This is a genomic window from Caballeronia humi (assembly GCF_001544475.1).
Lineage (GTDB): Bacteria > Pseudomonadota > Gammaproteobacteria > Burkholderiales > Burkholderiaceae > Caballeronia > Caballeronia humi.
This window is the reverse complement of record NZ_FCNW02000009.1, coordinates 85,549-111,688: the sequence shown is the minus strand read 5'-3', so window position 1 is coordinate 111,688 and position 26,140 is coordinate 85,549. Positions and strand designations below refer to the sequence as shown.

Annotated in this window: 14 protein-coding genes; 2 read left to right on the top strand and 12 right to left on the bottom strand. The window is 64.3% G+C overall.

The annotated features are described in order from the left end of the window. Positions 1-56 precede the first annotated feature (56 nt). Complete coding sequence (locus AWB65_RS12000) at positions 57-365, top strand: ElaB/YgaM/YqjD family protein (RefSeq protein WP_087667375.1); 309 nt, start codon at positions 57-59, stop codon at positions 363-365. 1 nt (position 366) lies between these two features. On the opposite strand, the gene AWB65_RS11995 is transcribed toward AWB65_RS12000, so the two are convergent. The 6 genes from AWB65_RS11995 to AWB65_RS11970 all read right to left on the bottom strand — a co-directional run bounded on the left by AWB65_RS11995 (position 367) and on the right by AWB65_RS11970 (position 5,262). Continuing rightward, entirely contained in the window at positions 367-2,037 is a 1,671-nt protein-coding gene (locus AWB65_RS11995; RefSeq protein WP_087667374.1) for an ATP-binding response regulator, read from the bottom strand. 1 nt (position 2,038) lies between these two features. Continuing rightward, positions 2,039-3,037: an ATP-binding protein gene (locus AWB65_RS11990; protein ID WP_087667373.1), complete on the bottom strand. Its 999-nt coding sequence runs from the start codon at positions 3,035-3,037 to the stop codon at positions 2,039-2,041. Beyond that, a complete protein-coding gene (locus tag AWB65_RS11985; protein ID WP_235007600.1) occupies positions 3,022-3,348 on the bottom strand; it encodes an anti-sigma regulatory factor in 327 nt (108 codons plus the stop codon). Before AWB65_RS11985 ends, AWB65_RS11990 begins: the two co-directional genes overlap by 16 nt. Positions 3,349-3,419: 71 nt before the next feature. Further along, entirely contained in the window at positions 3,420-3,800 is a 381-nt protein-coding gene (locus AWB65_RS11980; protein WP_087667371.1) for an STAS domain-containing protein, read from the bottom strand. 2 nt (positions 3,801-3,802) lie between these two features. After that, positions 3,803-4,669: an STAS domain-containing protein gene (locus tag AWB65_RS11975; protein WP_087667370.1), complete on the bottom strand. Its 867-nt coding sequence runs from the start codon at positions 4,667-4,669 to the stop codon at positions 3,803-3,805. 173 nt (positions 4,670-4,842) lie between these two features. Further along, positions 4,843-5,262: a hypothetical protein gene (locus tag AWB65_RS11970; RefSeq protein WP_087667432.1), complete on the bottom strand. Its 420-nt coding sequence runs from the start codon at positions 5,260-5,262 to the stop codon at positions 4,843-4,845. A gap of 73 nt (positions 5,263-5,335) precedes the next feature. On the opposite strand from AWB65_RS11970, the gene AWB65_RS11965 reads away from it, so the two are divergent. Continuing rightward, entirely contained in the window at positions 5,336-6,001 is a 666-nt protein-coding gene (locus tag AWB65_RS11965) for a 4'-phosphopantetheinyl transferase family protein (protein ID WP_087667369.1), read from the top strand. On the opposite strand, the gene AWB65_RS11960 is transcribed toward AWB65_RS11965, so the two are convergent. The 6 genes from AWB65_RS11960 to AWB65_RS11935 all read right to left on the bottom strand — a co-directional run bounded on the left by AWB65_RS11960 (position 5,991) and on the right by AWB65_RS11935 (position 25,947). Then, positions 5,991-6,956 carry a GNAT family N-acetyltransferase gene (locus AWB65_RS11960; RefSeq protein ID WP_087667431.1) on the bottom strand — a complete coding sequence of 322 codons (966 nt, stop codon included), beginning with the start codon at positions 6,954-6,956 and terminating at the stop codon, positions 5,991-5,993. The genes AWB65_RS11965 and AWB65_RS11960 overlap by 11 nt on opposite strands. Before the next feature lie 75 nt (positions 6,957-7,031). Beyond that, positions 7,032-7,874: a formyltransferase family protein gene (locus AWB65_RS11955; protein WP_087667368.1), complete on the bottom strand. Its 843-nt coding sequence runs from the start codon at positions 7,872-7,874 to the stop codon at positions 7,032-7,034. 3 nt (positions 7,875-7,877) lie between these two features. Then, on the bottom strand, positions 7,878-10,055 hold the full coding sequence (locus tag AWB65_RS11950; RefSeq protein WP_087667367.1) for a TonB-dependent siderophore receptor: 2,178 nt from the start codon (positions 10,053-10,055) through the stop codon (positions 7,878-7,880). A gap of 36 nt (positions 10,056-10,091) precedes the next feature. Next, the gene (locus tag AWB65_RS11945; RefSeq protein ID WP_087667366.1) at positions 10,092-11,456 is read right to left on the bottom strand and encodes a lysine N(6)-hydroxylase/L-ornithine N(5)-oxygenase family protein; all 1,365 of its coding nucleotides are present in this window, start codon (positions 11,454-11,456) and stop codon (positions 10,092-10,094) included. 21 nt (positions 11,457-11,477) lie between these two features. Continuing rightward, complete coding sequence (locus tag AWB65_RS11940) at positions 11,478-16,472, bottom strand: non-ribosomal peptide synthetase (RefSeq protein WP_087667365.1); 4,995 nt, start codon at positions 16,470-16,472, stop codon at positions 11,478-11,480. A 10-nt stretch (positions 16,473-16,482) separates the two neighbouring features. Continuing rightward, complete coding sequence (locus AWB65_RS11935) at positions 16,483-25,947, bottom strand: non-ribosomal peptide synthetase (RefSeq protein WP_087667430.1); 9,465 nt, start codon at positions 25,945-25,947, stop codon at positions 16,483-16,485. Positions 25,948-26,140 lie beyond the last annotated feature (193 nt).

Sequence of the window (26,140 nt, the reverse complement as noted above, 5' to 3'; positions counted from 1 at the left end):
TATTGCGACCCACCATCGACTTAACGATATTCCGCCCCACACAAAAGGAGCATGCAATGAGTGATGACACCTCGAATTCATCCAATGGCGGCACTTCAGCGCAAGGCGTGAAGCCATCGATCCGCGCGACATCGCGTACTTCGGACGAAACAGACGTCTCTTCCGCCGCAGCCGCCACGAAGTTCGAAGCCGCACGCAAGTTGCGGCTGGTGCAGGGAAAACTGTCGGAGGCGCAGGACAACCTGAAGCTCAAATATCGCATCGCCGCCGATACCACCGACGACTTCGTGCACGACAACCCTTGGAAAGCCATCACGATGGCGGCCCTCGCCGGACTCGTGATCGGGATGCTCGCTGCGCGCTAGGTCAATGCGCGGGAAAGGCAGCAAGGCAGGCGTAGAGATCGTCGATCGACATGGGCTTCGCGAAGTAGTGATCGAAGCCCGCGTCGTCGGCGTTTTCGCGAAAATCGGGCGTGGTATAGCCGCTCAGTGCTACGAGAAATAGCGCCCGTCCGCGTGCCTTCTCGCGCAAACCACGCGCGACTTCAAAGCCGGTCATGTCGGGCAAACCGATATCGATGACCGCCACCGTCGGCATGAATGCATCGGCCGCATCGAGCGCCGATGCTCCATCGTAAGCGACCTCGCACTCGTGACCGCTCATCGTCAATAACGCTTCGAGCGCTTCAGCGGCGTCGCGATTGTCATCGACGATCAGAATGCGTTGCGCGCGCTGCTGCGGCGCCGCGGCCATCTCGGCGACATCGTCGGGCAGCGGCTCGTACACACGCGGCAGCTTGACCACGAACGTAGTTCCCCGCCCGATGCCCGCGCTCTCGACATGCGCCGATCCGCCATGATCGTGCACGAGCCGCTTCACGACCGTAAGCCCAATGCCCAGCCCTGCATCCTGCCGGCCGATCGCGGTCGATGCCTGCGCGAACAAGTCGAACACGCGCGGCAGCATACCGGGTTCGATGCCGATGCCGTGATCCGTCACCTCGATATTCACTTCCTGCTCCGACGCCTCGACCTTCACGACGATTTCATCCGGCTCCGACGTATAGCGCGCCGCGTTGTGCAGGATATTGCTGAACACCTGCTTGAGCCGCGCGACGTCGCCGCGTACCAGCACGGCCTCTTTCGGATAAACCGTCCTGATCCGGTGCGCGCGCCGCGTGACCTCGGCGGCGGTCATCTCCAGCGCACCGGTGATGAGATCGTCGACGCGCGCGACTTCCGTATGCAGATCGACCTTGCCGCGCGTGAGCCGCGATACGTCGAGCAGGTCGTTGACCATGCGCGACAACTGCGCCGTCTGCCGTCCGATCAGCGCGAACGTATCGGCCTGATCGCCCGTTGCCGGTGTGCCGCGTCCGGCCACTTCGAGCGCGAGGCTGATCGCCGCGAGCGGGTTACGCAACTCGTGCGCGAGCATCGCGAGGAACTCGTTCTTGCGCACGTCCGCTTCTTCGAGCTCGGTCTGCTTGCGCCGCAATTCGCCGAGCGTCAGCAGCATTTCGCGGTTCTGCTGCTCCAGCTCCTCGACAGGCGTCTGCGCCTTGCGGCGCGTCAGTTGATCGACGAGCACGCTCAGCTTGTCGAGCGTCAGGCGCGGTTTGTCGCGCGGCAGCAGCATCTCGATCGTGACGGTCGTGCCGCGGCCCGGCTCGGTAGCGACGCTGAACGCGTCGGCCATGCGGCGGCTGCCAGGCAGGCCCATGCCCGGCGTGCCTTCATGATGCACGCCGCTCAGGATCTGATCGAGCCTCGCGATGCCCGGTCCCTTGTCGGCGATCTGCGCGACGATGCACTGCGAATTCGCGTGCTCCGCCGAATCGCCGACGAGGAACGTCAGCGTGCCGCCGCCCGCGAACTGCACGGCATTGCGTGCGATCTCGGAGACGGCCGTGACGAACCGCGTCCGTTGCAGATCATCGAGCCCGAACAGCTCGCCGACCTGTCGCGCGCGGTCACGCGTCGCGACGAGACTCAGGTTGCTCGCGATAGGTGTGGAGAGAATTCGATGCAGCATGTCAGGTCGCTTTGACGACGATGATCGACGCGTCGTCGTTGTCGCGCGCGAAGTCGCGATGCAGCACATGCGCGATGACGACCGGATGATGTTGCAGCAGGTCCGGGTGGCGGTTCAGGTTCCAGCGCGTGGAGAGACCGTCCGTCGTCGCGATGAAGACGCTGCGCACGTTCCAGTCCACCGTGCTCTCGCGCACGAGCCGCATGTTGTAACCGACGGTGCCATCGGTCGAGACGAGATGCTGGTTGACCTCGCCCGTGTTCACGATCGCGACGATGTTGCCGACGCCCGCATACGTCATCGACTTGGCCTTCACATCGAACTTCGCTGCGGCCATGACCGCGCCGCGTGTCGAGCGCATCGCTTGGTGCGCTGCGCGCAGGACATCGGCGGGCGTGTCGTCGCGATTACGCTGGCGGAACACGTCCACCGCGCGACGCGATGCCTCGCTCGCGAGCGGCCCGTGGCCGAGCCCGTCGAGTAGCGTGATCCACAGGGTGCCGTCATCTTCGAGCGCGCTCCACGCGTCACCGCAAATCTGCTGCCCGAGCTTCGGCGTCGATCTCGCACCGATCGTCCACGCGCCAGGCTTCGCATCGCCTGCACCCTTGTTCTCAATGCGCGCGAGCAGCACCGTGCCACCGCCTGCGATCGAATAGAAATCGAAGAACGCAGATTGCCGCTCGATCGTGCCAAGTCCCGCACCGAGACTGCCACCAGTGGAAAACCCATCCGTGCGCGCGGCCTGCACATTGACGATGCCCGGCCCCCGGTCCGCTGCTACGATCTGCAGCCCGTTGCCCGTGAAATCCGCATAAGGCGCGAGATGGATCGTGCCGCTCCTCGCATATTTGAGGATGTTGGTGGCTGCTTCGCTCACGACGAGGGCCGCGTCGGCCTGGACACGTTCGGTGAGTCCGAGCGACTGCGCGAGCGCGACAACCGAGCGCCGCGCGTGCGCGACACCGCTCTGGTCCGAAAGATTTATCGTCGCTTCCATTGCACGATGCTCACGCGAGTCCCGCTGCCTGCTGCCGAAGTAATTTCGAATTCATTGACGAGCCGCCGCGCGCCGCCCAAGCCGAGGCCCATGCTTTTGGCCGTGCTGTATCCATCTTCCAGCGCCTTCTCGATGTTGGGAATGCCCGGACCCTTGTCCTCGAAAATCAGTTGAATGCCTTGCCTGCCGTCCTTCTCCAGCTCGATGAGCGTGACCGTTCCACCTTGGCCGTGCACGAGCGTGTTGCGTGCGAGCTCGCTCGCGGCCGTGACGAACTTGGTCCGTTCGAGCGTGCCGAACGAAAGTCGCATTGCCCAGTCCTGCACCGCTTTGCGCGCGAGGTTGACCTCGCCGGGCGTGCGGATTTCCAGGACAACCTGGTTTAGCGTAACGATGAAGATTCTCCCGCGTCCGCCGAGGCCTTCAGCATGGCCATGCCCTTATCGACGTCGAGAGCGGTTCGAATTCCCTTTAGCGTCATGCCGAGTTCCACAAGCGTGATCGCGACCGCGGGACGCATGCCGACGAGCACCGTCTCCGCGTCGAGCACGCGCGCCATTGCCGCGATATGCCCGAGCGTGCGGCCGATGAACGAATCGACGATCTCCAGCGCTGAAATATCTATCAGCACTCCGCGGGCCCGGGTCTCCGAGATCCGCGACGTCAGGGTTTCCTGAAGACCCAGCACGAGTTCGTCATGCAATTCGATCTGGATCGATACCAGAAGAAACCCGCCAAGCTTAAGAACCGGAATCTGCTCCATCTTCAATCGCCCGATTTGACCGCGCCCAGCTTGGTAACGGTAAGGTTGACGCGGCGCAACGCGATCTTCAGCGCTTCGGCAAGCGTCGCTTTCGTCACCACGTCGCCGAGGTCGACGCCGAGATGCACGATGGTTTGCGCAATCTGCGGACGAATGCCGCTGATGATGCATTCCGCGCCCATCAACCGCGCGGCCGCGACGGTCTTTAGCAGATGCTGTGCCACGAGCGTATCGACTGTCGGCACGCCGGTGATGTCGATGATCGCGATTGCCGCTTCGTTATCGACGATTGCGTTGAGCAGGCCTTCCATGACGACTTGCGTGCGTTCGCTGTCGAGCGTGCCGATGAGTGGCAATGCGACGATCGAATCCCACAGTTTGACGACGGGCGTCGTCAGGTCGAGCAATTCCTGCTGCTGCCGTTCGATCACTTGCTGGCGTTCGCGCTGATATGAATCGACGGTGACGAGGCCGAGCTTGTCGAGCACCTGGCTCAGTTTCCAGAATTCAACGCTCAAGCGTTCGGGGTTCGTGCTGAAGGCGTCGCGCAGTGCATCGAACAGGGGCTTTTTCAGCGAGAAGATGAAGACGGCTGTTTCCGACGAGGTGAAACCCTGGATCACGCGTTCGCGCGAGAGCGCTTCAAGGTGCAGACGCACGCTGTCCCAAGCCTGGCCTGACAGGTCCGTGTCGTAATCGCTTGCAATGGCCCGCGCGAATTGTGCAAGGAAAGCGCGCGATGATTCCCTGAGCTCGGCTTCGGAAATCACGCCCTGGCGCGCCGTCGCGAGTTGTTCGTTGAGCCAGTCCGTCAAAATCTTCGCTTCGTGCTTGCCGACGATATCGGCGAGGCCGTGAGGTTCGCTCAAGTGCTTCTCCAGTTTTGTGTTCTTGGTTTCCTAAACCGGCAACATGATATAGCGGTTGGAGAAGGCATGAAATCAATTCGACACGCGAACGTTTGCGCGGGCTCCTTTAACGGCGACGATTTCCGATCGCAACGCGATATGGCAATAATTACCCCACCGGATTCATGCAGAAATTATTGCCGAGGCGGTTGCGGATTGTTCGCCGGGTTCGTATCGAACTTCATGACGCGTTCGATACCGTCCGCATCGATAAGCGCAGTCAGTTCCGCTTGGAGACGGTCGGCCGTTTCTGCGCCGTAGATCTCTTCACCGTCCACGTACACGGTAAAGACCCTTAGATATTTCGCCTTCTTTTCCGGGTTATCGACCGACGCCCGCGTCCATTCATACAGAGGATAGTTGTCGGGGTCCGTTCTTTCCGCTTCGGTCACGTAGTCCATGAATGCGTCGAACTGGGACTTCAGCGTGGCGTTGTGCGCGCGCAGGATTTCATTAAGCGGGTCGAGCGCGGAATAGGCGCGGCCTTCACGCAATGCCTCCGCGAGTTTCCTGGACGCCGCGATTCTGATCTGGAATTGCCATGTGCTTGCCATGCTCACCTCGCTTTCGATAATCAATGCGTCGCTGGCATAATCCCATGGACTTATTTTCGATGCATCGGAATTCATGATCCCGTTAGTCGTTGTGCCCTTACCGCCAGAGTGTCCCGCCGATGTTTCGCTTTGGCGCGTCGATATCGTATTTGGCGCGCGGCTCGACGATCCTGTGTTCGCTTCGCTCTCCGGTAACGAACGCGCGCGCGCCCAGGCCTTTCATCGCAGCATGGATGCGCTGCGCTTCGCGATGGTTCGCGCCGCATTGCGCGCGCTGCTGGCAGAACGGCTTGGCGTCGCAGCCGAAGATGTGCCGTTGGCAAGCGACGAAGCGGGACGCCCGTCGCTTGCGAATTCACACGCAATCGATTTCAACGTCTCGCATTCGGGTGATCATGGGCTGATCGCGTTGTCGTCGCGGAGACGCGTGGGGGTGGATATCGAAGAGCGTGCGACGCAATTCGACTGGCGCACGGTGGCGGAGATCGCGCTCAGTTCGCACGAGCGCCATGCCGTCGAACGACTTGCCGTTCACGCGCAAACCGACGCCTTCTACGACATCTGGGTCACGAAGGAAGCGATATTGAAGGCGCTCGGCGTGGGCATCACGAAGGGCATGCAGCACTTCACCGTGTGGCCCCGTCGCGACGACGTGCAAGGCATCGCCACCGCGCCGCTTTCCATGCCGCCGGGTTACGCGGCTTGCATCGCATGGTCGGCGGCTGCGCTCAGAACTTGAAGTCGCTGAAAAACTTTTCGCGCTCGATGACGGTCAACGCCGCGCGCTTGTGTGGGAAGTCGAATTCCTTAAGCGTGTAGAAGCCCATCCTGTGCATGTACGCAATGTGCCGCACGTGATCGACGCGCGGTTCGCCCACGAGCCGCTGCGTGCGCGGATCGTCGATGAACATGTAGTGCAGCACGCCGCTCCACCACGCCCGCAATTTGCCCGCGCTTTGAAACTGCGGATCGCCGATCAGAAGATGCAGGCCACGGTCGAAATCGCCTGCGTCGTAGAACGGGCCGAGGCGGTCTTCCTTCGCCCAATAGAACTCGAAGTAGCCGAAGGGCTTGTCGTCGAAGTAGCCGATCATCGGATGCATGTGCGGGTCGGCGCGACGCTCCGCGAGATATGCCGCGTGCTCGGCGCGCGTGCCCCTCTGGTCCCAGAAGTGCGCCACGCGATCGAGGTTCATCCAAGCGCTGAAGACATCGGCGTCGGCTTCGGGATCGGCGGTGCGCAGGCTGAACGTCATGTCGATTTGCGGGAAATGGCGCTCATAGATGGTGCCCTCCGCGTTCGAAGGCCGCACCGGATGGCACCGCCCGTTGGTCTCGGCGTAAGTGAGCGGCATGTCGCCAGATGCGCTCGCCTGGAGCCAGGGACGCTGCTGCTGCCAGAAGGTACGGCGCGAAGTCGTAAGCAGCAAGTGGCCGTCGCGATGAAGCGCCTGGTCGATCACACCTTCCGCAATCGCTCGCTCGATGAAGACATTGGCCGCCATCGTTTCCGTAAGCGGCAAAGCAAGCGTCGCGCTCTGGCGATCCGGTTCGGGGCAGAAGAGTTCGCCAAACGCTGGCAAGAGCGCTTCAGGCGCAAGATCCTCTCTCCACGCGAAGAGCGCGCGGTCGATCGGTGTATCGTTGGCGGCGGTCAAACCGGCCGTCGCCTCAGGATGAAATCGAACGTTCATCGTCATGTCTCCCGCATTTGACTGGGTGGTGTGCGTAGTGGCTCGAAAGCACACGACGCGTTGAAGACGCCATGTTCAGATCGCCTCCTTCGCAAAGCTCTCGGCCATCATCGCGAGGCCTCCTTCAAGCGCGGGGAAGAGACTCTTGTTGAAGTTGTTCCAGCGCAGTTCGAGGATCGTGTCGTTCGGGTCGATGTAGGTCTCGAGCAGGTCGAAGATCACCTCGCCCGAATCGATGCCGTTATCGACGTAATGAAACGACGCGCCGGTTTTATCGACCGGTGGCACGGTCCGCGTCTCACGCGTGTTCCAGTCGATCACCTTCTCGCCGCGCGCGCCGTACAACGCATCGAGCGTCGCATAGGCGCCACGGCGCTCGTAGCGCGAACCGAGACGCGTCACGCCCGGATGAATGTTCGCAATTCGCCGATGAAAGAGCGCACCGGGCCGCACGAGTTCATCGAGGATCACGAGCAACCCGTCGAGCACGACGAAATCGGCTTCGAGTGCGATCAGCTTGTCGAGCAGGCGATTCTCGAACGCGCTTTTCTGCGCAACACGCTCTGGCGCATTGAGCGGCAAGCGCCGGTAAGCCGAAGGAATCGCATGCAGCAGGCTGTTCACGGACTTGCCCTGCACCGTCAGATTCGGCGGATAAATCCACTGCTTGCCCGGCGTGCACGAAAAGCCGTAATGCTCGAGCTTTTCGCGATCGGCGGGCGAGCCTTCATCGTCGTCATAGATGACGCCTTCGAGCGAGTAGAGATCGCCGAGTTCCCTTTCGTTGAGCCGCCCTACGAGATATTCGAGCGGCGACTTCATGTAGCGCAGGCCGCCCTTGTATTCGATCTGCTGCCCCGCGCGATCGGCTGCGGCATTGCGCAGTGACAGGATATAAACGAGTTTCTTCTTGGACATGGATCACCAGTTGTAGCGGGCGCTCGCGATCACCGTGCGCGGATTGCCGTAGAAGCACGCCGATGACGACTGGCAGCCGCTCACGAACGTGCGATTGAAAATGTTCGATGCGTTCACCGCGAAACGCCAGTGGCGGATGTCGTAGTGAACGGCCGCGTCGTACACGGTGTAGCTCGGCACGTAGAGCGAGTTGTCGGCGGCGCCCGCGAGGCCGCTCTGATAGCGGATGCCCGCCCCGACACCGAATCCTTCGAGCGGACCCGCGTGCCACGTATAGTCGGCCCAGAGCGAGGCCATCTGACGCGGCAGCGGAATCGACACCGGCCACTTGCCGAGCGTGTCGTCGTTCGCGTCGATGTTCTTCACGTCCTGATACACGTAGGCAGCGATCACCGACAGATCGCGCGTCACGTTGCCGACCGCGCTCAGTTCGATGCCGCGCGAGCGCACTTCGCCTGTCTGCACGGAGAACGTGTTGGTGGGATCGGTGGGATCGGGCGTGAGGACGTTCGTCTGGTTGATCTGATAGACGGCTGCGTTCAGCATCAGGTTCTTGCCCGCCGGCTGCCAGCGCAAGCCGGCTTCGATCTGCCGGCCTTTCGTCGGCGAAGGCAGACCGCCGTCGGCCATTTTCACGCCGATGATCGGATTAAACGACGTCGAATAGCTGATGTACGGAGAGAGCCCATAGTCGCCGAGATATGTCAGCCCGACGCGGCCCGTGAACGCGCTGTCGTTCTGCTTCGTCTGCGTGTCGCCGACGACGTCGTTGAGCTTCGTATCGGTCCAGTCCTCACGGCCGCCCACCGTCAGCACCCAGCGCTGCCACTTGATCTGATCCTGCGCGTAGAGGCCGAACGAATCGAGCGTCGTGCGCGTATTCGTCTGGCCGAACGAATCGGGGCCGCTGAATATCGCGGTCGATACCGGCGTATAGACCGGGTTGTACATGTTGAGGCTCGGACCGAGCGCGAGCCATTCGCTATCGGTCGAGTTCTGACGGTTGTATTCGAAGCCGAGCAACACCGTATGTTCGATCGGTCCCGTGCCGAAGCGCGCCTGGGCCTGGTTGTCGATATCGAAGCGGCTGTAGTTCGGCTGAAAGAGCCCTGCATAGCGCGAGAGCGTCCGCTGCGTCGGATCGCTCGCATCGAGACCGCCGCCCCACACCGCGCCGTTATCAAGCGAGAGATGCATCCAGCGCGTGTTCTGGCGAAACGTCCACACCGGATCGAACTTGTGCTCGAACTGGTAGCCGACCGACCACTGCTTCTTGCGATAGTACGAATACGTCGGGTCCCCCGTGTAGAGGTTCTCCGAAATCCTGCCGTTCGGATTCGGCAGCACCGTGCCCTCCGCCGGCAGGAAGTTGTTCGACGCATCCCCCCAGTCTTGCAGATAGCTCGCGGCAACGGTCAACGACGTGCTCGCGTTCGGCTGCCATCTGACCGACGGCGCGATCGAGAAGCGCTGCTCCGCATGCGGTCCGGTGAGCGAATTGCCATCGCGCCCGACCGCGAGCACGCGATACGAGAGCGTGCCATCCTTATCGATCGTATCGCCGATATCGAACTGCACTTGCTTGCGTGCATAGTTGCCGAGTTGCATGCCGGCCTCGCGGATGCGTTCGCCATTGGCGAGCTTGCTCTGCACATCGACGATCGCGCCCGGATCACCTTGTCCGTACAGCACGGAAGTCGGGCCGCGCAGGATCGTGATGCTGTCGATCATGTACGGATCGACACGCCAGCTCGAGAGGTTCAGCGTATTGGGCACCTGCAGTCCATCGACGAAAACGGTCGGCGTGAAGCCTCGCAGCGCCGAGTACCAGTCGGAGCGAACGTCCGCGCCATACGACGAAAAGCCCGGCACGTAGCGCAGCGCTTCGTTGATGCTGGTCGCGCCCGTCTCCTCGATCTGCGCGGAAGTGACGACGTTGATCGTCTGTGGAATTTCGTCGATTGGCGTGTCCGTCTTCGTGCCGGTCCTGCTGCGGCGCGCGACGAGACCCACCGTACCGTCGCCTTCCGCCGATGCGCTGACTTTCACCGCGGGCAGCGTGTTCGCTGCCGCAACGTCCTGTACCGTATTGCCTGTGCTTTGCGCATGCGCTGCCGCGCAGAACGCAAAGCTCACCGCCGCGGCGATCGAGCTTCGACGCGTTCGTATTGCCCACTGCATCTTTCCATTCCCCCGTGAAGCGATTTGATTTTTGTTTCAGATAGCGAACGCCATGTGCACACCATCCTTGTTGCGCGTTTGATTGGTGTTGGTCGGATGATCTATCGATGCATGTTCGACAAGGGATGCCGCGATCTCGTCCGAGCGTAGCGCCAGCACCGAGAGCAACGTATCGGAGAGACCGTGGCTGTCTTCGCAGCAGCCTTGCAGATAAATACGCGGCTTGAAGTGATCGGGCGTCGCGAGCCGGTAGTCGCGAGCGACATCGCCCTCGTTCAGCGCATCGCCGAGATGCGGCGCCAGGCCGTCGAGGAGCGCGAGATGCGTGTCGCGTCGATAGCCCGTCGCAAGCACGAGCGCATCGAAGCGTTCGGCGCGCCCGTGGCCGTTCAGGCCGTCGCGCATCGTGAGTTCGATCTGCCCGTTCGCAGCACGCACGGCCGCTTCGATCGCGGTACTCGCGAGCAGCCGATGCCGCGCGTTGTCCGCCACGTTCTGCAGATACAACATCTCGTAGATCTGCTCGATGAGCGGGCGGTCCACCACCGCGTAATTGGTGTCGCGAAAGCGTTCGATCAGCGACCGGCGGCCGTCCTTCGACTGCGCGTAGACGACGTCGGTATAAGCGGGGCTGAAGATTTCGTTGACGAACGGCGTATCGTCGGCGGGCTTGAGCGCGCTCGAACGAATCACGAGGCTCGCATCGACATGCGGGAACCGGCGCCCCAGATCGACGAAGACTTCCGCCGCGCTCTGCCCCGCGCCGATCACCGCGACGCGCTTTTTCGGCGCACGATCACCTGTTCCGACGACGCGATCGATCGACGTCAGATAAGCCGACGAATGGATCACGTTGTGCGGTCCGAGTGCGGCAAACGCCTCCGGCACCTGCGCCGTTCCACCGATGCCGACCGAAAGCGAGCGCGCCACGCGTTGCCGCTCGTTGCCTTCGTCATCGCTTGAGAACACGCGCAGCGCATCGATCTCGCTGCTGCCCTTCGATGCGAACACCGGTTCGATCGACGTGACGGTTTGCCCGTAATGCACGCGCTGATCGAACGCGTCGGCGACCCAGCGCAGATAGTCGTGAAACTCGAGCCGCGTCGGATAGAAGCTCTTCAGGTTGACGAATTCGTTGAGGCGTCCGCGCTCGAACAGGTAGTTGATGAACGTGAAGCGGCTCTTCGGATCGCGCTGCGTGACGAGGTCCTTCAGGAAGGAAATCTGCATCCGGCAGTCGTCAAGCAACATCCCGCGATGCCAGCCGAACTCGGGCTGCCGCTCGACGAAACAATGCGCGAGCTTCGAGGTCCGCGCCTCTTCCGCAAGACGCACCGCCAGCGAAAGATTGGACGGACCGAAGCCGATGCCGATCAGATCGAAAACTGTTTCCTTGTGCATGTCTCTGCTCTCATTCGGTTCTTATTGATTGATGGCCGGCGCGTGTTGCGCTCCGGCCGGGACTAGTGCTTCGCGCGCGACATGCCTGGCGAGTCCCGCGAAGTTCGGCGTGGCGAAGACGTCGGCTATTTCGATCGCGAAGCCAGCGCGCTGCGCGGCATCGACGAAACGCACGACGTCGAACGAGGTGGCGCCTGCTTCGAAGAGGTCGTCGTCGTGCGAGAGGGGCTGGCCGTCGAAGAGATCGCGCCATACGCGTTCGAGTGCTTGTGCTGCGCGTTGTGCTTTCGCACGGGCGGCCGTATCGAGCAGCGGTTGCGTCGCTGCGTCGCCATGCGGCGTGCAAGCAAAGAGCGCATGCGCTTCGCCGAGCGCGTCATGCGGTGCTTCGACGAATTGCTGTACGGCTGCGAGATAGTCGTTCGACAACGCCTCGACGAACGCCGCATCGACGAGTTCGTTCGCGTACGAAAACGCGCCCGTCACGCGGCCGTCCGGATGCTCGACGATATCCAGTTCCAGTTCGAAGACGACGCGATGACGCACGTCGTTGAACTCGTCGAGCGCGAGGCCAGCCCAGTCGCGATTCGCCGCGCCTGCCGGACGCAGGTAGTTGAACATCACCTGGAACAGCGGATTTCCGAGCCCCGCGCGCGGCGCGCTCAACGCCGCGACCACGTCGGCGAACGGCGTGTCGGCATGAGCGTATGCGGCGAGCGCGGCGTCGCGCACGGTATTCAGGATCGTCGCGGGCGAATCGTTGCGAGTGAGCCGCGTGCGCACGACCACCGCGTTGATGAAAAGCCCGAGTGCGTGACGTGCGGCGTCACCGGTTAGCTCGCGTGTCGAGGCCAGCACGCCGACGGGCTGATCCAGCGCGCCCGTCACGCGATAGAACGCGACGTTCAGCGCGGCGTGCAGGAGCATCGGCAGCGTCGCGTGGGCGTCGAGCGACATCGAGCGGGCACGGCGCACGAGCGCATCGTCGAACTCGAACGCGATGCGGTTCGCCGACCATTGAGGATCGCTCGCGCGGCCCGATGCGGGCGCAGGCAACAGGTCCGACGGGGCGCCGTCGAGTGCATCACGCCAGAACGCCAGGCGCGACGGCGGCGCGGACGCGGGCAGCACGGGCCACGCTTGCGTGATAACGCGAACGCGCGATGCGCCAGCTTTGAGCGTTACATACGTGGTGCGGATATCTTCGAGCCAGAGATCGATCGAATGCCCATCGGACACGATGTGATGCACGATGAGCGACAGCACGTGATCATCGTCGGCAAGACGCAGGAGACGCGCGCGCCAGAGCGGTTTTGCATCGAGCAAATCAAACGGCGTGAGCGCGTCTTCATCCGTCAGGGCCGTGGCGCGCGCGACACGTTGCGCATCGTTCGTCAGATCGATCAAAGGCAGTTCGACTTCGCATGTCGTGTCGGTGCGCTGGCCGGGCAACGCACCATCGTGTTCGACGAAGCGCGTGCGCAGTGCCGGATGACGCGCGGCGGCTTGAGCAAACGCTTCGCGCAACGCGTCGATGGCTAGCGGGCCGCGCAGCCGCAACGAGACGGGAATGTTGTAGGCAGCGCTTCGCGGCTGCGCGCGCCACAGGAACCACAGGCCGAGTTGCGCGGCCGATAGTGGCAGCACGCCTTGCGCATCAGCCACGACAGCAGGCATCGCGAGATCGGACGCGCCTTCGGCCACGCGTGCACGCGTCACACGCTGCGCATATTGCGAAAGGATCGGCGCCTCGAAAAGCGTGCGCACCGGCACGTCGCGGGCGAGCCGCTCCGCGACACGCGTCGCCACGCGCACCGCAGCGAGCGAATGCCCGCCGAGTTCGAAGAAATGATCCGCTCGACCGATTCGCTCGACGTCCAGCACTTCGCGCCAGATCGCAGCCAGCGCTGCTTCTGTGCCGGCTTTGGGCGCCTCGTAAGCGCGCTCGCGGCGCTTCGGCTCTGGTAGCGCCGCGCGATCGACCTTGCTGTTCGCGTTGCGCGGCAACGCGTCGAGCACGACGATATGCGCGGGCACCATGTAGTCGGGCAGCGTGTGGCGCAGATGCGCATCGAGTTCGGCGGCATCGGCGCGGGCGGCGCGCACGCGCGCTTCATCGGTCAGTTCGACGTAAGCGACGAGCGCCGCCTGCGCGCCCTTTCCGTTCACGACCGCCACCGCTTCGCGCACGTCGTCGTGTGCGGCGAGTTGCGCCTCGATCTCGCCGAGTTCGATCCGCAAGCCGCGCAACTTCACCTGATGATCGACACGGCCGATGAAATCGAACACGCCATCGGCGCGACGCCGCACGAGATCGCCGGTGCGATACAGCCGCGCCCCCGGCACGCCGAACGGATCGGGCACGAAGCGCTCGGCCGTGAGCGCGGGCCGGTCGAGATAGCCGCGTGCAACGCCCACGCCCTCGCCGCCCAGATACAGCTCGCCCGTCACGCCGACCGGGAGCGGATTCAGCCGCGCGTCGAGCACGTGCGCCGTGCGCGCGCCGACGAGCGTGCCGATCGGCAGATAGGCGCTGTCGGCGAGTTTCGCGGGATCGTCGCCGGGGTTGAACATCCACAGCATCGGCGTGATGACGGTTTCCGTCGGTCCGTAGCCGTTGACGATGCGCGCGTTCGGAAATGCGCGGCGCATCAGCGCGAACGCTTCGCGCGACGTGGCTTCACCGCCGACCGTCAGCGAGCGCAGCGTCGGCGGCGCGCCGTGAGCGAGCGCCCATTCGGCGAGCTGCGTCGCGCAACCCGGCGGCACGTAGGTCATCGTCACGCCTTCGCGCGTCATCAGCTTGCAGGTGAGCGCGGGCGGCCACAGCGTATCGGCCGTGACCGCGACCGCGGCACCCGACATGTACTGCGAGAACCAGCCTTCGTGCGCGCCGTCGAAATTCACCGACTGGAACAGCAGGAAGACATCTTTCTCGCCCGCGCCATAGCGCTTCGCAATCGCCGCACAATGCAGAGCAAACGAACCGTGATCGACGATCACGCCTTTAGGCTTGCCTGTGGAGCCCGACGTATAGATCGCATACGCCGCTTGTTGCGGAGCGACGGCGGGCAGCGGGACGTTTGATGTCGCGTCGTCGTCGTAGAGAGATTCGTCGTCGATCAGCCAGACGCGCGCGTGCTCGGACATGGGCAGCGCGGCGAGGCTCGCGCGCTCCGTAACGATATGCACGATCTGCGCATCATCGAGGATTTGCGACAGACGTTCGCGCGGATGGCTCGGATCGAGCGGCACGAACGCGCCGCCCGACTTCAGCGCCGCGATCAAACCGACGAGCAGATTCACCGAGCGTCCGAGCGCGACGCCCACGCGCATCTCCGCGCTGACGCCCGCCGCGACGAGACGCTGCGCGAGGCGCATCGCGCGGGCATCGACTTCGCCGCGTGTGAGCGATCGGTCCGTATCCGCGACGCCGCGCGCATCGGGCCGCGCGCGCGCATGATCGGCGATGTGTTCGTGAACGGGCTTGAACGCTTCCGCCTCTTGCGGCACGTTGTCGTTCCATGCGTCCAGTTGGGCGCGCTCCGCGTGCGGCAGCCATTGAAGATCACCGACGAGCGCATCCGGTGCATCGAGCGCATTCGACAGCAATTCGACGAAGCGTCGCGCAAGCCGTTCGACCGCATCGGCTTCGAAGAGATCGAGTGCGTAGATGAAGCCTGCGTCGATGGAACCGTCGTCGCGATCCTCGAAGCTCAGCGTGAGATCGAACTTTGCGAAGGGCATGCCCGACGGCAACTCGGTCATGCGCACATCGGCAAGCGACGGCAGAGGACGCCGCGCGCCATACGCGGCCATCACCTGAAAGAGCGGATGATGGCTCGCGCTGCGCACGACGCCCAGCGCTTCGACCACCTGCTCGAACGGCACATCCTGATGCGACTGCGCATCGATGAGCCCTTGTTGCGTGGCATTGACGAGCGCGGCGAACGACTTGTTCGCATCGATGCGCGTCGCGAGCGTCAGCGTGTTGACGAAGAAGCCGATGAGGCCAGCCGTCTCGCCCCGCTCGCGATTCGCCGACGGCACGCCGACCTGGATATGCGTCTCACCCGACGCACGCGCGAGCAACGCGTCGAGTGTCGCGAGCAGCACGCCGAACGGCGTCGCGCGGTGCGCATTGGCGAACGCCTTCACGCGTTGCGCGAGCGGCGTATCGAGCTTGAACAGATGCAGCGCCGCGCGCGCGCCGCGCTGCGCAGGACGCGGTGCGGCGCCGGGCAACATCAGCACGTCGCGCGTCGGATCGAGCCGCGCACGCCAGAATTCGAGCTGACGATCGCGCTCGCCCGCATCGAGCCAGCGGCGCTGCCAGAGCGCGTAGTCGGCGTACTGGATCGGCAGCGGCGGCAGCGACACCGCTTCGTTACGTGCATACGAACGATAGAACGAAGCCAGTTCGGCAAGCGCGATGTCGGCGGACCAGCCGTCCGAGACGATGTGATGCGTGGTGATCGAGAGCCAGTGCATCGTTGCGTCGAGGCGGACAAGGATGGCGCGCATCAGCGGGCCATGCGCCAGATCGAAGGGCGCAGCTTCATCAGCGGCAGCGATGGCGCTTGCGCGCGTCTCGCGTTCGGCGGCGGGAACAGTGCTCAAATCAACCGCGTGCCACGGGCAGCGCGTCGGCGCATGCACCGACTGCTGCACGCCGTCCGCGCCCTCAGCGAACGTCGTGCGCAACGCCTCGTGGCGCGCGATCAACGCATCGCATGAGAGGCGCAGCGCGTTCGCATCGAGCGCGCCATCGAGACGCAGACGCTCGGTGATGTGATATGCGGCGGGCTCGTCGATCATGCGCGCGTGGAGCCACAAACGCGTCTGCGCAAACGACGCCGGCACGCTCGCCGCGCGCTCGGCGCGTGGCGGAATCGGCAGCAGGCGGAAGTCGATGCCGGCTGCGTCGAGCGTCGTCAAAAAGGTCTTGCGCTGCGGGTCAGGCAGCTTCGCAAAGCGCGCCGCGAGTGAGAGCAAATCGGGTCTTGCAGTCGTCATCCGTCGATCCTCAAAGCGTTTCCAGTTCGCTCAGCAGCGCATCGATCGCGCTTGCGGCGTCTTGTCCGGTATGCGCGCCGCGTTCGGCGAGCGCCCGGTCGATCGTCGCTGCGACGCGCGAGAGCGTGCGTTCGTCGAAGAGCGTGCGCAGCGGCAGCATCAGCGACCAGTGCAGGTTCGCCTGTGCGTTCGCCTGCGTCGCAAGCAACGAGTGACCGCCGAGCGCGAAGAAGTCGTCGTCGCGGCCGATGGATTCGAGTCGAAGCACGCGCTGCCAGATCGCGGCGAGTTCGCGTTCGATATCGGTGTGCGGAGCGTCGTTCGCCTTCGTCTCGCGCGATGGCGCGGGCAATGCGTTCCGATCGCACTTCCCGTTCGGTGTGATGGGCAGCGCATCCAGTTCGATCAGCTGCGCGGGCACCATGTACGCGGGCAATTGAGCGCGCAGGGCGTCGAAGAGCGTCGCCTGATCGAGTGCGACTTCGCCGCGTGCGACGTAACCGATCAACTGCTCGTCGCGTACGATCACGACCGCGTCGTGTACGCCGGGCGCCCCGCGCAACAGTGCCTCGATCTCACCCGGCTCGATGCGCTGACCGCGCAGCTTCACCTGCGTATCGACGCGGCCCAGGTAATCGAGCGCGCCATCGTCGCGGCGACGCGCGAGGTCACCCGTGCGATAGAGACGCGCGCCAGCCGTGAACGGATCAGGCACGAAGCGCTCGGACGTGAGCGAGGGCCGGCCTAGATAGCCACGCGCGAGTCCCGCGCCGCCGAGATACAACTCACCGATTGCGCCCCGCGGCACCGGATGCAACGCTGCATCGAGCACATGTAGTTGCAGGTTCGCGATCGGATGTCCGATCGGCACGGAGGACGCGTCGGCATCGCTCGCGGCGCATGTCCAGTGCGACACGTCGATCGCCGCTTCAGTCGGGCCGTAGAGGTTGTAGAGACGCGCGTTCGGCAGCAGTTGCGTCACGCGCGCCACGAGTTCCGGCGCCAGCGCTTCACCGCTCGCGACGATCCGCTCGACGCTCTTGCAGCGCGCGGCTTCGCCGAACTGGTCGAGGTGGCCGACGAACACCGCAAGCATCGACGGCACGAAGTGAAGCGTGCTCACGCGATGCGTTTCGATCGCGGCAACGAGACGCGCCGGGTCGCGATGATCGCCGGGCGCGGCGATCGCGAGCTTCGCGCCGACTGCGAGCGGCCACACGAATTCCCACACCGATACGTCGAAGCCGAACGGCGTCTTGTGCAACACGACATCATTCGAATCGAGGCGATACGCGTCCTGCATCCATGCGATGCGGTTCGCTAGTGCCGCATGCGTGTTGCCCGCGCCCTTCGGCTTGCCGGTCGAACCGGACGTGTAGATCAGGTACGCAAGCTGTTCACGTTCCACTTCGATGCATGCGTCCAGCGTCGTGTCGTGCTGCATCAGTTCGTCGACGGTTAGTACGCGCACGCCCGAGGCCTCGACACGTTCGCGCAGATGCGCTTGCGTAAGGACGACGGCCGGCTTCGCATCATCGAGCAGATAGCCGATGCGCTCGGCCGGGTAATCGGGATCGATCGGCAGATACGCGGCACCGGCCTTCAGCACGCCGATGAGCGCGATCACCATCTCGAACGATCGCTCGACGCATAGCGCGACCGCTGTGTCCGGTGCAACGCCCGCCGCCAGCAAGGCGGCGGCGATGCGGTTCGCGTGGGCATCGAGTTCGGCGTAGCGCATTTGCTGGACTTGCCCGTACGCATCCGCGAATTCGAGCGCGATGGCATCGGGCGTGCTTTGCGCCGCGCGTTCGAATTGCCGATGCAGCGGCAATTGCTGCATGGCGCTCCACGTCTGCCCGGTCGCGTTGTAGCGGGCGAGCGCGGCGAGATCGTCGGCGGTTGCGATCGAGATCGTGCCGAGCGGCGCGTCCGGATTCGCCACGATGCCATCGAGGCATGTCGCGAACGCACGATGCAACGCGGTGACGCGCGCCTCGTCAATGCGTGCGGCGTCGTAGCCATAGTCGATCGTCATCGACGTGCCCGCTTCGATCACGAGTGTCATCGCGAAATCGGTCGCTTCGATATTGCGCAGGTCGCGCATTTTCAACGCGCGTTCGTCGCGGCCGGCCCATGCCTCATCGACCGGATAGTTCTCGAAGACGACAAGCGTGTCGAACAACGCGCCGCCACCTTGCCGGGCCCAGCGCTGGATATCGGCGAGCGGCGTGTGCGCGTGCTCGGCGGCCGCGGCGTTGTCGCTCTGCAACTCGCGCAGCCATGCCGATGCCGCGCGCTGCGGCAGCGGCACCGTGATGACGGGCAGCGTGTTGATGAAAAGACCGAGCACGGTATCAAAGTCGGGCAATGCTTCCGGGCGGCCCGCGACGGTCGCGCCGAACGCCACCGACGATTGATGCGTCGTGCGTTGCAGTGCCAGCGCCCATGCGCCCTGAACCAGCGTGTTGGTCGTGACGTGCAGACGCCGTGCCGTATCGGTGATGCATGCCATCGTCGCGGCGTCGAGCGTCGCGCGCAAGACGCGGTTCTTCGCTCGCGCGCTCGCATCGCGTTGCCCGACGAGCGTCGGTTCACCGAGGCGCGCCAGGCGCTCCAGCCAGAACGCTTGTTCTGCGCCCGTATCGCGTGCCGCGAGCCACGCGATGAAGTCGCGATAGCGCGCCTTCGCAGGCGACGCGAACGGCTGCGGACGCGGCGGTTCAATGTAGTCAGTGAGCACGTCCGCAAACAGGCGCGCGGTGCTCCATCCGTCGAGCAACAAGTGATGCCGCGTCCAGACGAGACGCCATTCATCATCGGTCAAGCGGATCAGCGCGACGCGCATCAAAGGCGGCGCGCTCAGATCGAAGCCGCGTGCCCGATCGGCGATGAGCCATGCTTCGAAGTCTTCCCCTCGATCGCGCCAGTCGAGGACATCGAACGGCATCTGCGCCTGACGATGCACGATCTGCATCGACGCGGCTTCGTCGGGCGTGAAGCTCGTGCGCAAGATGTCGTGGCGCGGCACGGCGGCGGCGAATGCGGCGCGCAAGCGCTCGACGTTCGGCGACGCCAGCGTCGCGACCAGTTGATTCACATACGTTGCTTGTTCGGGCGCGAGGAGCGAGTGGAACAGGATGCCCTGCTGCATCGGCGAGAGCCGATAGATGTCGTCGATCGTGCGCAGATCATGCGGCAAGCGATCGAGCGCGGCTTGCGTCAGGCCGCTGGCTTGAGCGAGCGGATAGTCCGAAGGCGTTGCGCCGGCGCCGCGTTCGACGCATGCCGCTGTCATCACAGCAAGCGATGCTTCGAAGCGCGCGGCCAGCGCTTCGATCGTCGCGCGGTCGAATTGCGTCGATCCGTAGACCCAGTGCAGCTTCAACGTGCGCGCACCATCTTTCGCGTCGATCCATGCGTGAATGGCGAGCGCGTTGCCGAGCGGACCCGACGGATCGCGTTCGCAACCCGCGCCCCCAAAACGCGGCTTAAATGCGGCGTCTCGTGGAGCGTCGAACTGGCCGAGATAGTTGAACGTCACACGTGGACGCGGCACGTTGGCCAGTGCGGCGCGCGTGGCGTCGTCGCCGTAGTGGCGCAGCACGCCGAAGCCGAGCCCTTTGTTCGGCACTGCGCGCAATGCGTCCTTCACGGCGGCCGGTGAGCCGTCTGCGGGCAGCGCCACCGGATAGTGGGACGTCAGCCAGCCGAGCGTGCGGCTTGCATCGATATCGTCGAAGAGGGCCTCGCGGCCGTGGCCTTCGAGTTCGAGACGGCACGACGGCTGATGCGTCTTTTCGCCGATCGCCTGTGCAAGCGCCGCGATCAGCAGTTCGATCGTCTGCGTGCGATAGGCCGCGTTTGCGTCGGTGAGCGCGGCGCGCGTGAGATCGGCGCTTAGCGTCTGCTCAATGATCGCGGCATCAGCGTTCTTTGCTTTGGCTTGCGGGTGATCAAGCGCAATGTCGTCGTGCGGTGCGGCTAGCGCGGTCCAATACGGTACTTCCTGCGCGAACGGCGAATCGGTCTCGCGAGCGGTGCGCGCTAGACGCGCTGCCCAGTCCTGCGCGCGAACGCCCACCGGCGCCAGGCGCACGCTGCGCCGTTCGCCTGCGGCGCGGTAGGCTGTATCGAGATCGTCGAGCAGGATGCGCCACGACACGCCATCGACGATCACGTGATGGATCGCGAGATACAGCTTTGTTCGACCGTCCGGCAAGGCTGCTGCAAGAGCGCAGACAAGCGGCCCGCGCGTCAGATCGAGCGTGCTTTGCAGGGCGTCGAATTGAGCGAGGGCATCGGTTTCGTCTACTGCTGAAGTAGCCGCGAGCGGCAGCGTATCGAACGCTTTCGGCGCGTAAGTAGGCGCCCATGTTCCCTGCTCGAAGCGTTGGCTGAAGATCGCATGATGCGTGAGCAGCGCATCGAAGGCACGCCCGAAAGCATCGAGATCGAACGGCGTTTGCGTATCGAATTCAATCGACTGGTTCCAGTGGCCGCGCTGTGGAATGTCGAGCGCGAAGAAGCGAAGTTGAGCGGGCGTGAGCGTGGCGCTTTGCGTCGTGGGCGTTACGGTGGCCGGCCGGGCGGCATCGACCAGCTTGGCGACTTGCGCCAGTTGCGCAACTGTCGGGCCATCGAACAACTGCTTCGGCGTGAAGCGCAGCCCGCGCTTGCGTGAGCGCGCGATGACTTGAAGCACGAGAATCGAGTCGCCGCCGAGTTCGAAGAAGTTGTCGTCGCGGCCGATGCGTTCGGCCTTCAACACTTCCTTCCAGACCGCCGCAAGCGCTTCTTCTGCGGGCCCGCGCGGCGCATCGCCAGCGGATGCGACAGGCGCCGGCGCCGCAGCAAAAGCACGCAACGCGGCGCGGTCGATCTTGCCGTTGGCGGTCACCGGCAACGCATCGAGCACGATCAGCACGGACGGCACCATGTAGTCCGGCAACGTTGCGGCAAGCGCATCGCGCAACGCGGCTTCGGCGACAGACCGCACCGTCACGAACGACGCAAGACGCATGCGCCCTTCATGCTCGACCGCGAGCGTCTCGGCTTGCGCCACGCCGTGGATGGCACAAAGTGCCGCGCTTACTTCGCCCGGCTCGACTCGATAGCCGCGAATCTTCACCTGATCATCGAGACGCCCGAGAAAATCGATACGGCGATCGGCACGCAGCCGCACCCGATCCCCCGTTCGATACAGACGCTCGCCTTGTGCGAACGGATGCGGTACGAAGCGCTCAGCGGTCGCCGCTGCGCGGCCGAGGTAGCCCCGCGCAACACCCGGCCCGCCCAGATACAGCTCGCCGATGCCGCCCGACGGCACGCATGCGCCGTGTGCGTCGAGCACGTACGCGGACGCATTCGGCAGCGGCCGCCCGAGCGGAACGCCTTGCGTCGAATACCCGGAAAGCGTGGCCGTCTCGCACGTCAGCGCGCCGACGGTCGCTTCGGTCGGACCATAGTGATTGATCACGCGGCAACCCGGTTTGAGCGATGCGATCCGCTCGACCAGCGTCCACGGCAGCGCTTCGCCGCCCGTCACGAGCGCGTGCGACGGCAGCACATCGGCCGGATGGTGCGCGTCGAGGAGCGCATGCAAATGGCTCGGCACGATTTTCAGCACACCGACTTCGCGCGCGCGCATTTCCTGCGCGAAGCGGTCCGGATCGAACGCGCATTGCGCCGGCAACAGATGCAGCGTGCGCCCCGAGCACAGCGCGCCGAAGAGCGTCGTGTGGCCGAGATCCGCGGCCACGGTCGAGACCATTGCCATCGATGCGTCGGATGCGAAAGCCAGTTCGTCGAGCATGCCTTGCACGTAGTCCGCGAGCGCGCGATGCGAGATCGTCACGCCCTTCGGCGTACCGGTCGATCCGGACGTGAAGATGAGGTAAGCGGCCTGCTCGGGTGCGGGCGGCGCGCGGCGCGCGACTGCATTTGCAAGCGATGTGTCTTGAGAGAGCGTATCGACGTCGAGTACTGACGCGCGGCCGAGCGTTTGCTGCAAGCCGAGCGCCCATTGCGCGCCGCATGCATCGGCGGCGGCGGCGAGGCGTTCCGCAGGCATCGCGGGATCGAGCGGCACCGCATACGCGCCGGACTTCAGCACGCCGACCAGCGCGACCACGAAGCGCACCGATCGCTCCATGCAAACGACGACCGCCTGCTCCGCTCCAACGCCGCGCTGTTGCAGCGCGAGCGCAACGCGGTTTGACGCATCGTCGAGTTCTTCGAACGTGAGTTGCGCGTGGGCGTCGGCGAGTGCGGTTCGATGCGGCGTCGCCGCCGCGTGCTGCGCGAAGAGCGCGAGCACGTCAGTGACGAAGAGCGGCAACGTGCGGCCCTTCTGCGCGTCGCGGAAGGCGGGCGCATCGGCGCAATCGAGCAGCGTGAGCGGACGCTGCGGATCACGCACGGCATCCGTGAGGAGCGTCGCGAAACTGGCGAGCCATGCTTCAGCCGTTGCGCTATCGATGCAATCGAGCGCATGAGCCGCCGTCAGTTCGATGTTGTTTGCGTCGTCGGTGAAATCGAGTGCGAAGTCGAAGCGCGCGGCGAGATCGGGACCGGGCGTCGCCACCGCCGATGCGTTTGGTAATTGCGACTTCAATTCTGCATCGAACTGCTGCGCGAATTTCACGCGCAACCACTCGTCGCCGCGACGCACAGGCGGCTTGACCGCATCGAGCACCTGATCGAAAGGCACGTCCTGATGCGCAAGCGCAGCGAGCGACGCGGCGCGCACGGTATCGAGCAGCGACGCGAACGATGCCAGCGGATCGATGCGCGCGCGCAACGCGAGCGTGTTGAGGAACAAGCCGACGAGCCGCGCAGTCTCCGGCCGCTGGCGATGCGCAACCGGCACCGCGACGACGATATCGTTCGCACCCGTCAGGCGACAGAGCCATGCATTGAACGAGGCGAGCAGAACGGCGAACGGCGATGCATGAGTGCGCCGCGCGAGTTCGCGCACATCGGCCGATACGGCTTCGGACAGCCGCAACGATACGCGCGCACCGCGATGATCGCGCTCGGCGGGGCGGGCGCGGTCGTACGGAAGCGCGAGCGGCTCGGGTACCCCGTTCAATGCTTCGCGCCAGTATGCGAATTGCCGCTTGCCCTCTTCGCCCGCCACGAGTTCACGTTGCCAATCGGCGTAATCGGCGTACTGGATCGGCAAGACGGGCAGCGACGGTTCGCGTTTATACGCGAAAGCCGTGTACGCAGCCGCCAGTTCCTCGAAGACGCACCGCGAACTCCACCCGTCCATCACCGCGTGATGAGCCGCGAGCATCAGGCGATGCGAATCATCGGCGAAGGTGACGAGGGTTGCGCGCAGCAGCGGGCCTTCCGATAGATCGAACGGCTCGCTTGCGTGGCGTTGAGCGAGTTCGTTCGCGTCCGCATCGCGCGGATTGACGAGCGCGATCCGCACCGGCAACGCCGCGTGAATGCGCTGCATGACGATGCCGTCATCGCTTTCGACTAGCGTCGTGCGCCATGCCTCATGACGTTCGATCACGCGATCGAGCGCGCGTTGCAATGCGTTCGCGTCGAGCGTGCCGCGAAAGTCCCAATGTCCAGCGATGTGATACGCCGATCCCGCATCGCGCGTTTGCGCGAGCACCCAGAAGCGCTGTTGCGCGAACGACGCGGCGCGATCCGTGAATCGTGCTGCCGCATCGCTCTTTTTAGCTTTGATCTCCAGCGTCCCGCTCTCTACATCGCTTCGATCGATCTGCGCGGCAAGCTCCGCGAGCGAGGGATCATCAAACAGCGAATCGAGCCGCAGATTCACGCGCCACTCGATGCGGATCGCCGCTTGCAACTGCATCGCTGCAAGCGAATCGCCGCCGCGTCCGAAGAAACGCTCATCGCGGCCGATCGGTTCGCGTTCGTTCAGGATGCGCTGCCACGTCTGCGCGAGCTTGTGTTCGGTATCGGTTTCGGGCGCTACGTAGTCGGCTTTAAATGCATGCTCATCCACCGCGCGCTTGAGCGCATCGCGATCGAGCTTGCCGTTCATCGTGTATGGCAAACGCGCAAGGCGCACGTAACGATGCGGCTGCCACGCAGCAGGCAAACGCTCGCCGAGATGGCTTTTCAGCGCGATATCGTCGAGCGCTTCATCGTTTGCGACGATGCACGCGGTGAGTTGCGTGCGGCCGTCGCTGGTATCGGCGAGGACCGCGGCATCGCGCACCGACGGATGCGCGCGCAGGCATGCCGCGATCTCGCCCGGCTCCACCCGCACGCCGCGAATCTGCACCTGGTCATCGATGCGGCCGAGGTAGTCGTAGGCGCCGTCCGCGCGTTCGCGAGCGAGGTCGCCCGTGCGGTAGATGCGCGCGCCCGCCTCGCCCGACGCATCGGGCAGGAATCTTTCTGCCGTCAACGCGGCGCGGCCGTGATAGCCACGAGCGAGACACATCCCGCCCAAAAGAAGCTCGCCATTGTCGATACGTGCGACGCGCGGCCCGATCGGCCGTCCGATGGGCAACGACGCATACGCATCGTCCCCTGCGAGTTCGGGCGTGGCGCCTGGTTCGACGGGCCACAGCATCGGCGAGATGACGGCCTCGGTCGGACCGTAGCCGTTGATGAGACGCACCGCCGGGAACACGCGCCGCACATGTTCGAACGCTTGCTGCGAGAGCGCTTCACCACCGAATGCCAGCACCTTCAGCGAAGCAGGCACCCCTGCACGCTCGGCGACGCTTGCGAACTCACGCAGATACGCAGGCGGGAACGCCGCGACGCTGACCTTTTCGCGCACGATCAGCGCATGCGCCGCTTCGGGCGCGAAAGGCGGCGGATCGCTGATGACGATGCTCGCGCCCATCGCGAGCGGTGCGAGCCAGCACTCATGTGCAGCATCGAAATTGACCGACGCGAAATGCAGCAGGCGATCGTCCGAAGTAATCGGCAGCGTAGCGGCGAGCGCATCGCAGTGCGCGGCAAGCGGACCATGCTCAACCACTACGGCCTTCGGCGTACCCGTCGATCCGGACGTGTAGATCATGTACGCCGCCGCGCGCGGATGGACGGCAGCGTCTTCAAACGTGCCCTCTTCGTGCGATACCACGAAGCATTGTTCAAACCGGGCACGCATCGCATCTTCCGCCGATGCGTCGACTATGCCGTGTGCAAGACCCGCATCCTTCGCGATCCAGTCGAGGCGCGCGGCCGGATGACGTGGATCGAGCGGCACGAACACGCCTCCCGCCTTCAGCACTGCGAGCAGCGCGACGAAGAGTTCGCATGAACGCTCGACAGAGACTCCGACCCGCACCTCAGTCGATACCCCCGCCGCGCGCAGCTGCATCGCCAGATGCGACGCTCGGGCATCGAGCTCGCCGCGCGAGAGCCTGCTTTCTCCCTGCGTGAATGAAGCCAGCGCAGGCGCTTCTGGATTGAAACGCGCAAGCGCGCGGAGTCGGAGATGCAACGCAGTCGGGAAACTCGTCATGAGCATGAAATCCTTCGGGGCTGGCCGCTTCGGCCAATCGCGGGGCCGCAGGAATTGCGGCTTCATTGGGATGACGAACCGCGCTAAAGAATTTTTACCGCCTTTGGTGCATTTCTCTTAGGCGTGGGACGCTCTCAGGGCCCGACCGCCCGTCTCCGGTGCAAGATGCTAAATATTTCGTGTTCCCATCCGT

Coding starts and splice junctions, on each gene's coding strand:
- AWB65_RS11935 (WP_087667430.1), bottom strand. CDS start 25,947: ATGACGAGTTTCCCGACTGCGTTGCATCTCCGACTCCGCGCGCTTGCG.
- AWB65_RS11985 (WP_235007600.1), bottom strand. CDS start 3,348: ATGCGACTTTCGTTCGGCACGCTCGAACGGACCAAGTTCGTCACGGCC.
- AWB65_RS11945 (WP_087667366.1), bottom strand. CDS start 11,456: ATGCACAAGGAAACAGTTTTCGATCTGATCGGCATCGGCTTCGGTCCG.
- AWB65_RS11995 (WP_087667374.1), bottom strand. CDS start 2,037: ATGCTGCATCGAATTCTCTCCACACCTATCGCGAGCAACCTGAGTCTC.
- AWB65_RS11940 (WP_087667365.1), bottom strand. CDS start 16,472: ATGACGACTGCAAGACCCGATTTGCTCTCACTCGCGGCGCGCTTTGCG.
- AWB65_RS12000 (WP_087667375.1), top strand. CDS start 57: ATGAGTGATGACACCTCGAATTCATCCAATGGCGGCACTTCAGCGCAA.
- AWB65_RS11980 (WP_087667371.1), bottom strand. CDS start 3,800: ATGGAGCAGATTCCGGTTCTTAAGCTTGGCGGGTTTCTTCTGGTATCG.
- AWB65_RS11950 (WP_087667367.1), bottom strand. CDS start 10,055: ATGCAGTGGGCAATACGAACGCGTCGAAGCTCGATCGCCGCGGCGGTG.
- AWB65_RS11970 (WP_087667432.1), bottom strand. CDS start 5,262: ATGGCAAGCACATGGCAATTCCAGATCAGAATCGCGGCGTCCAGGAAA.
- AWB65_RS11955 (WP_087667368.1), bottom strand. CDS start 7,874: ATGTCCAAGAAGAAACTCGTTTATATCCTGTCACTGCGCAATGCCGCA.
- AWB65_RS11990 (WP_087667373.1), bottom strand. CDS start 3,037: ATGGAAGCGACGATAAATCTTTCGGACCAGAGCGGTGTCGCGCACGCG.
- AWB65_RS11960 (WP_087667431.1), bottom strand. CDS start 6,956: ATGAACGTTCGATTTCATCCTGAGGCGACGGCCGGTTTGACCGCCGCC.
- AWB65_RS11965 (WP_087667369.1), top strand. CDS start 5,336: ATGATCCCGTTAGTCGTTGTGCCCTTACCGCCAGAGTGTCCCGCCGAT.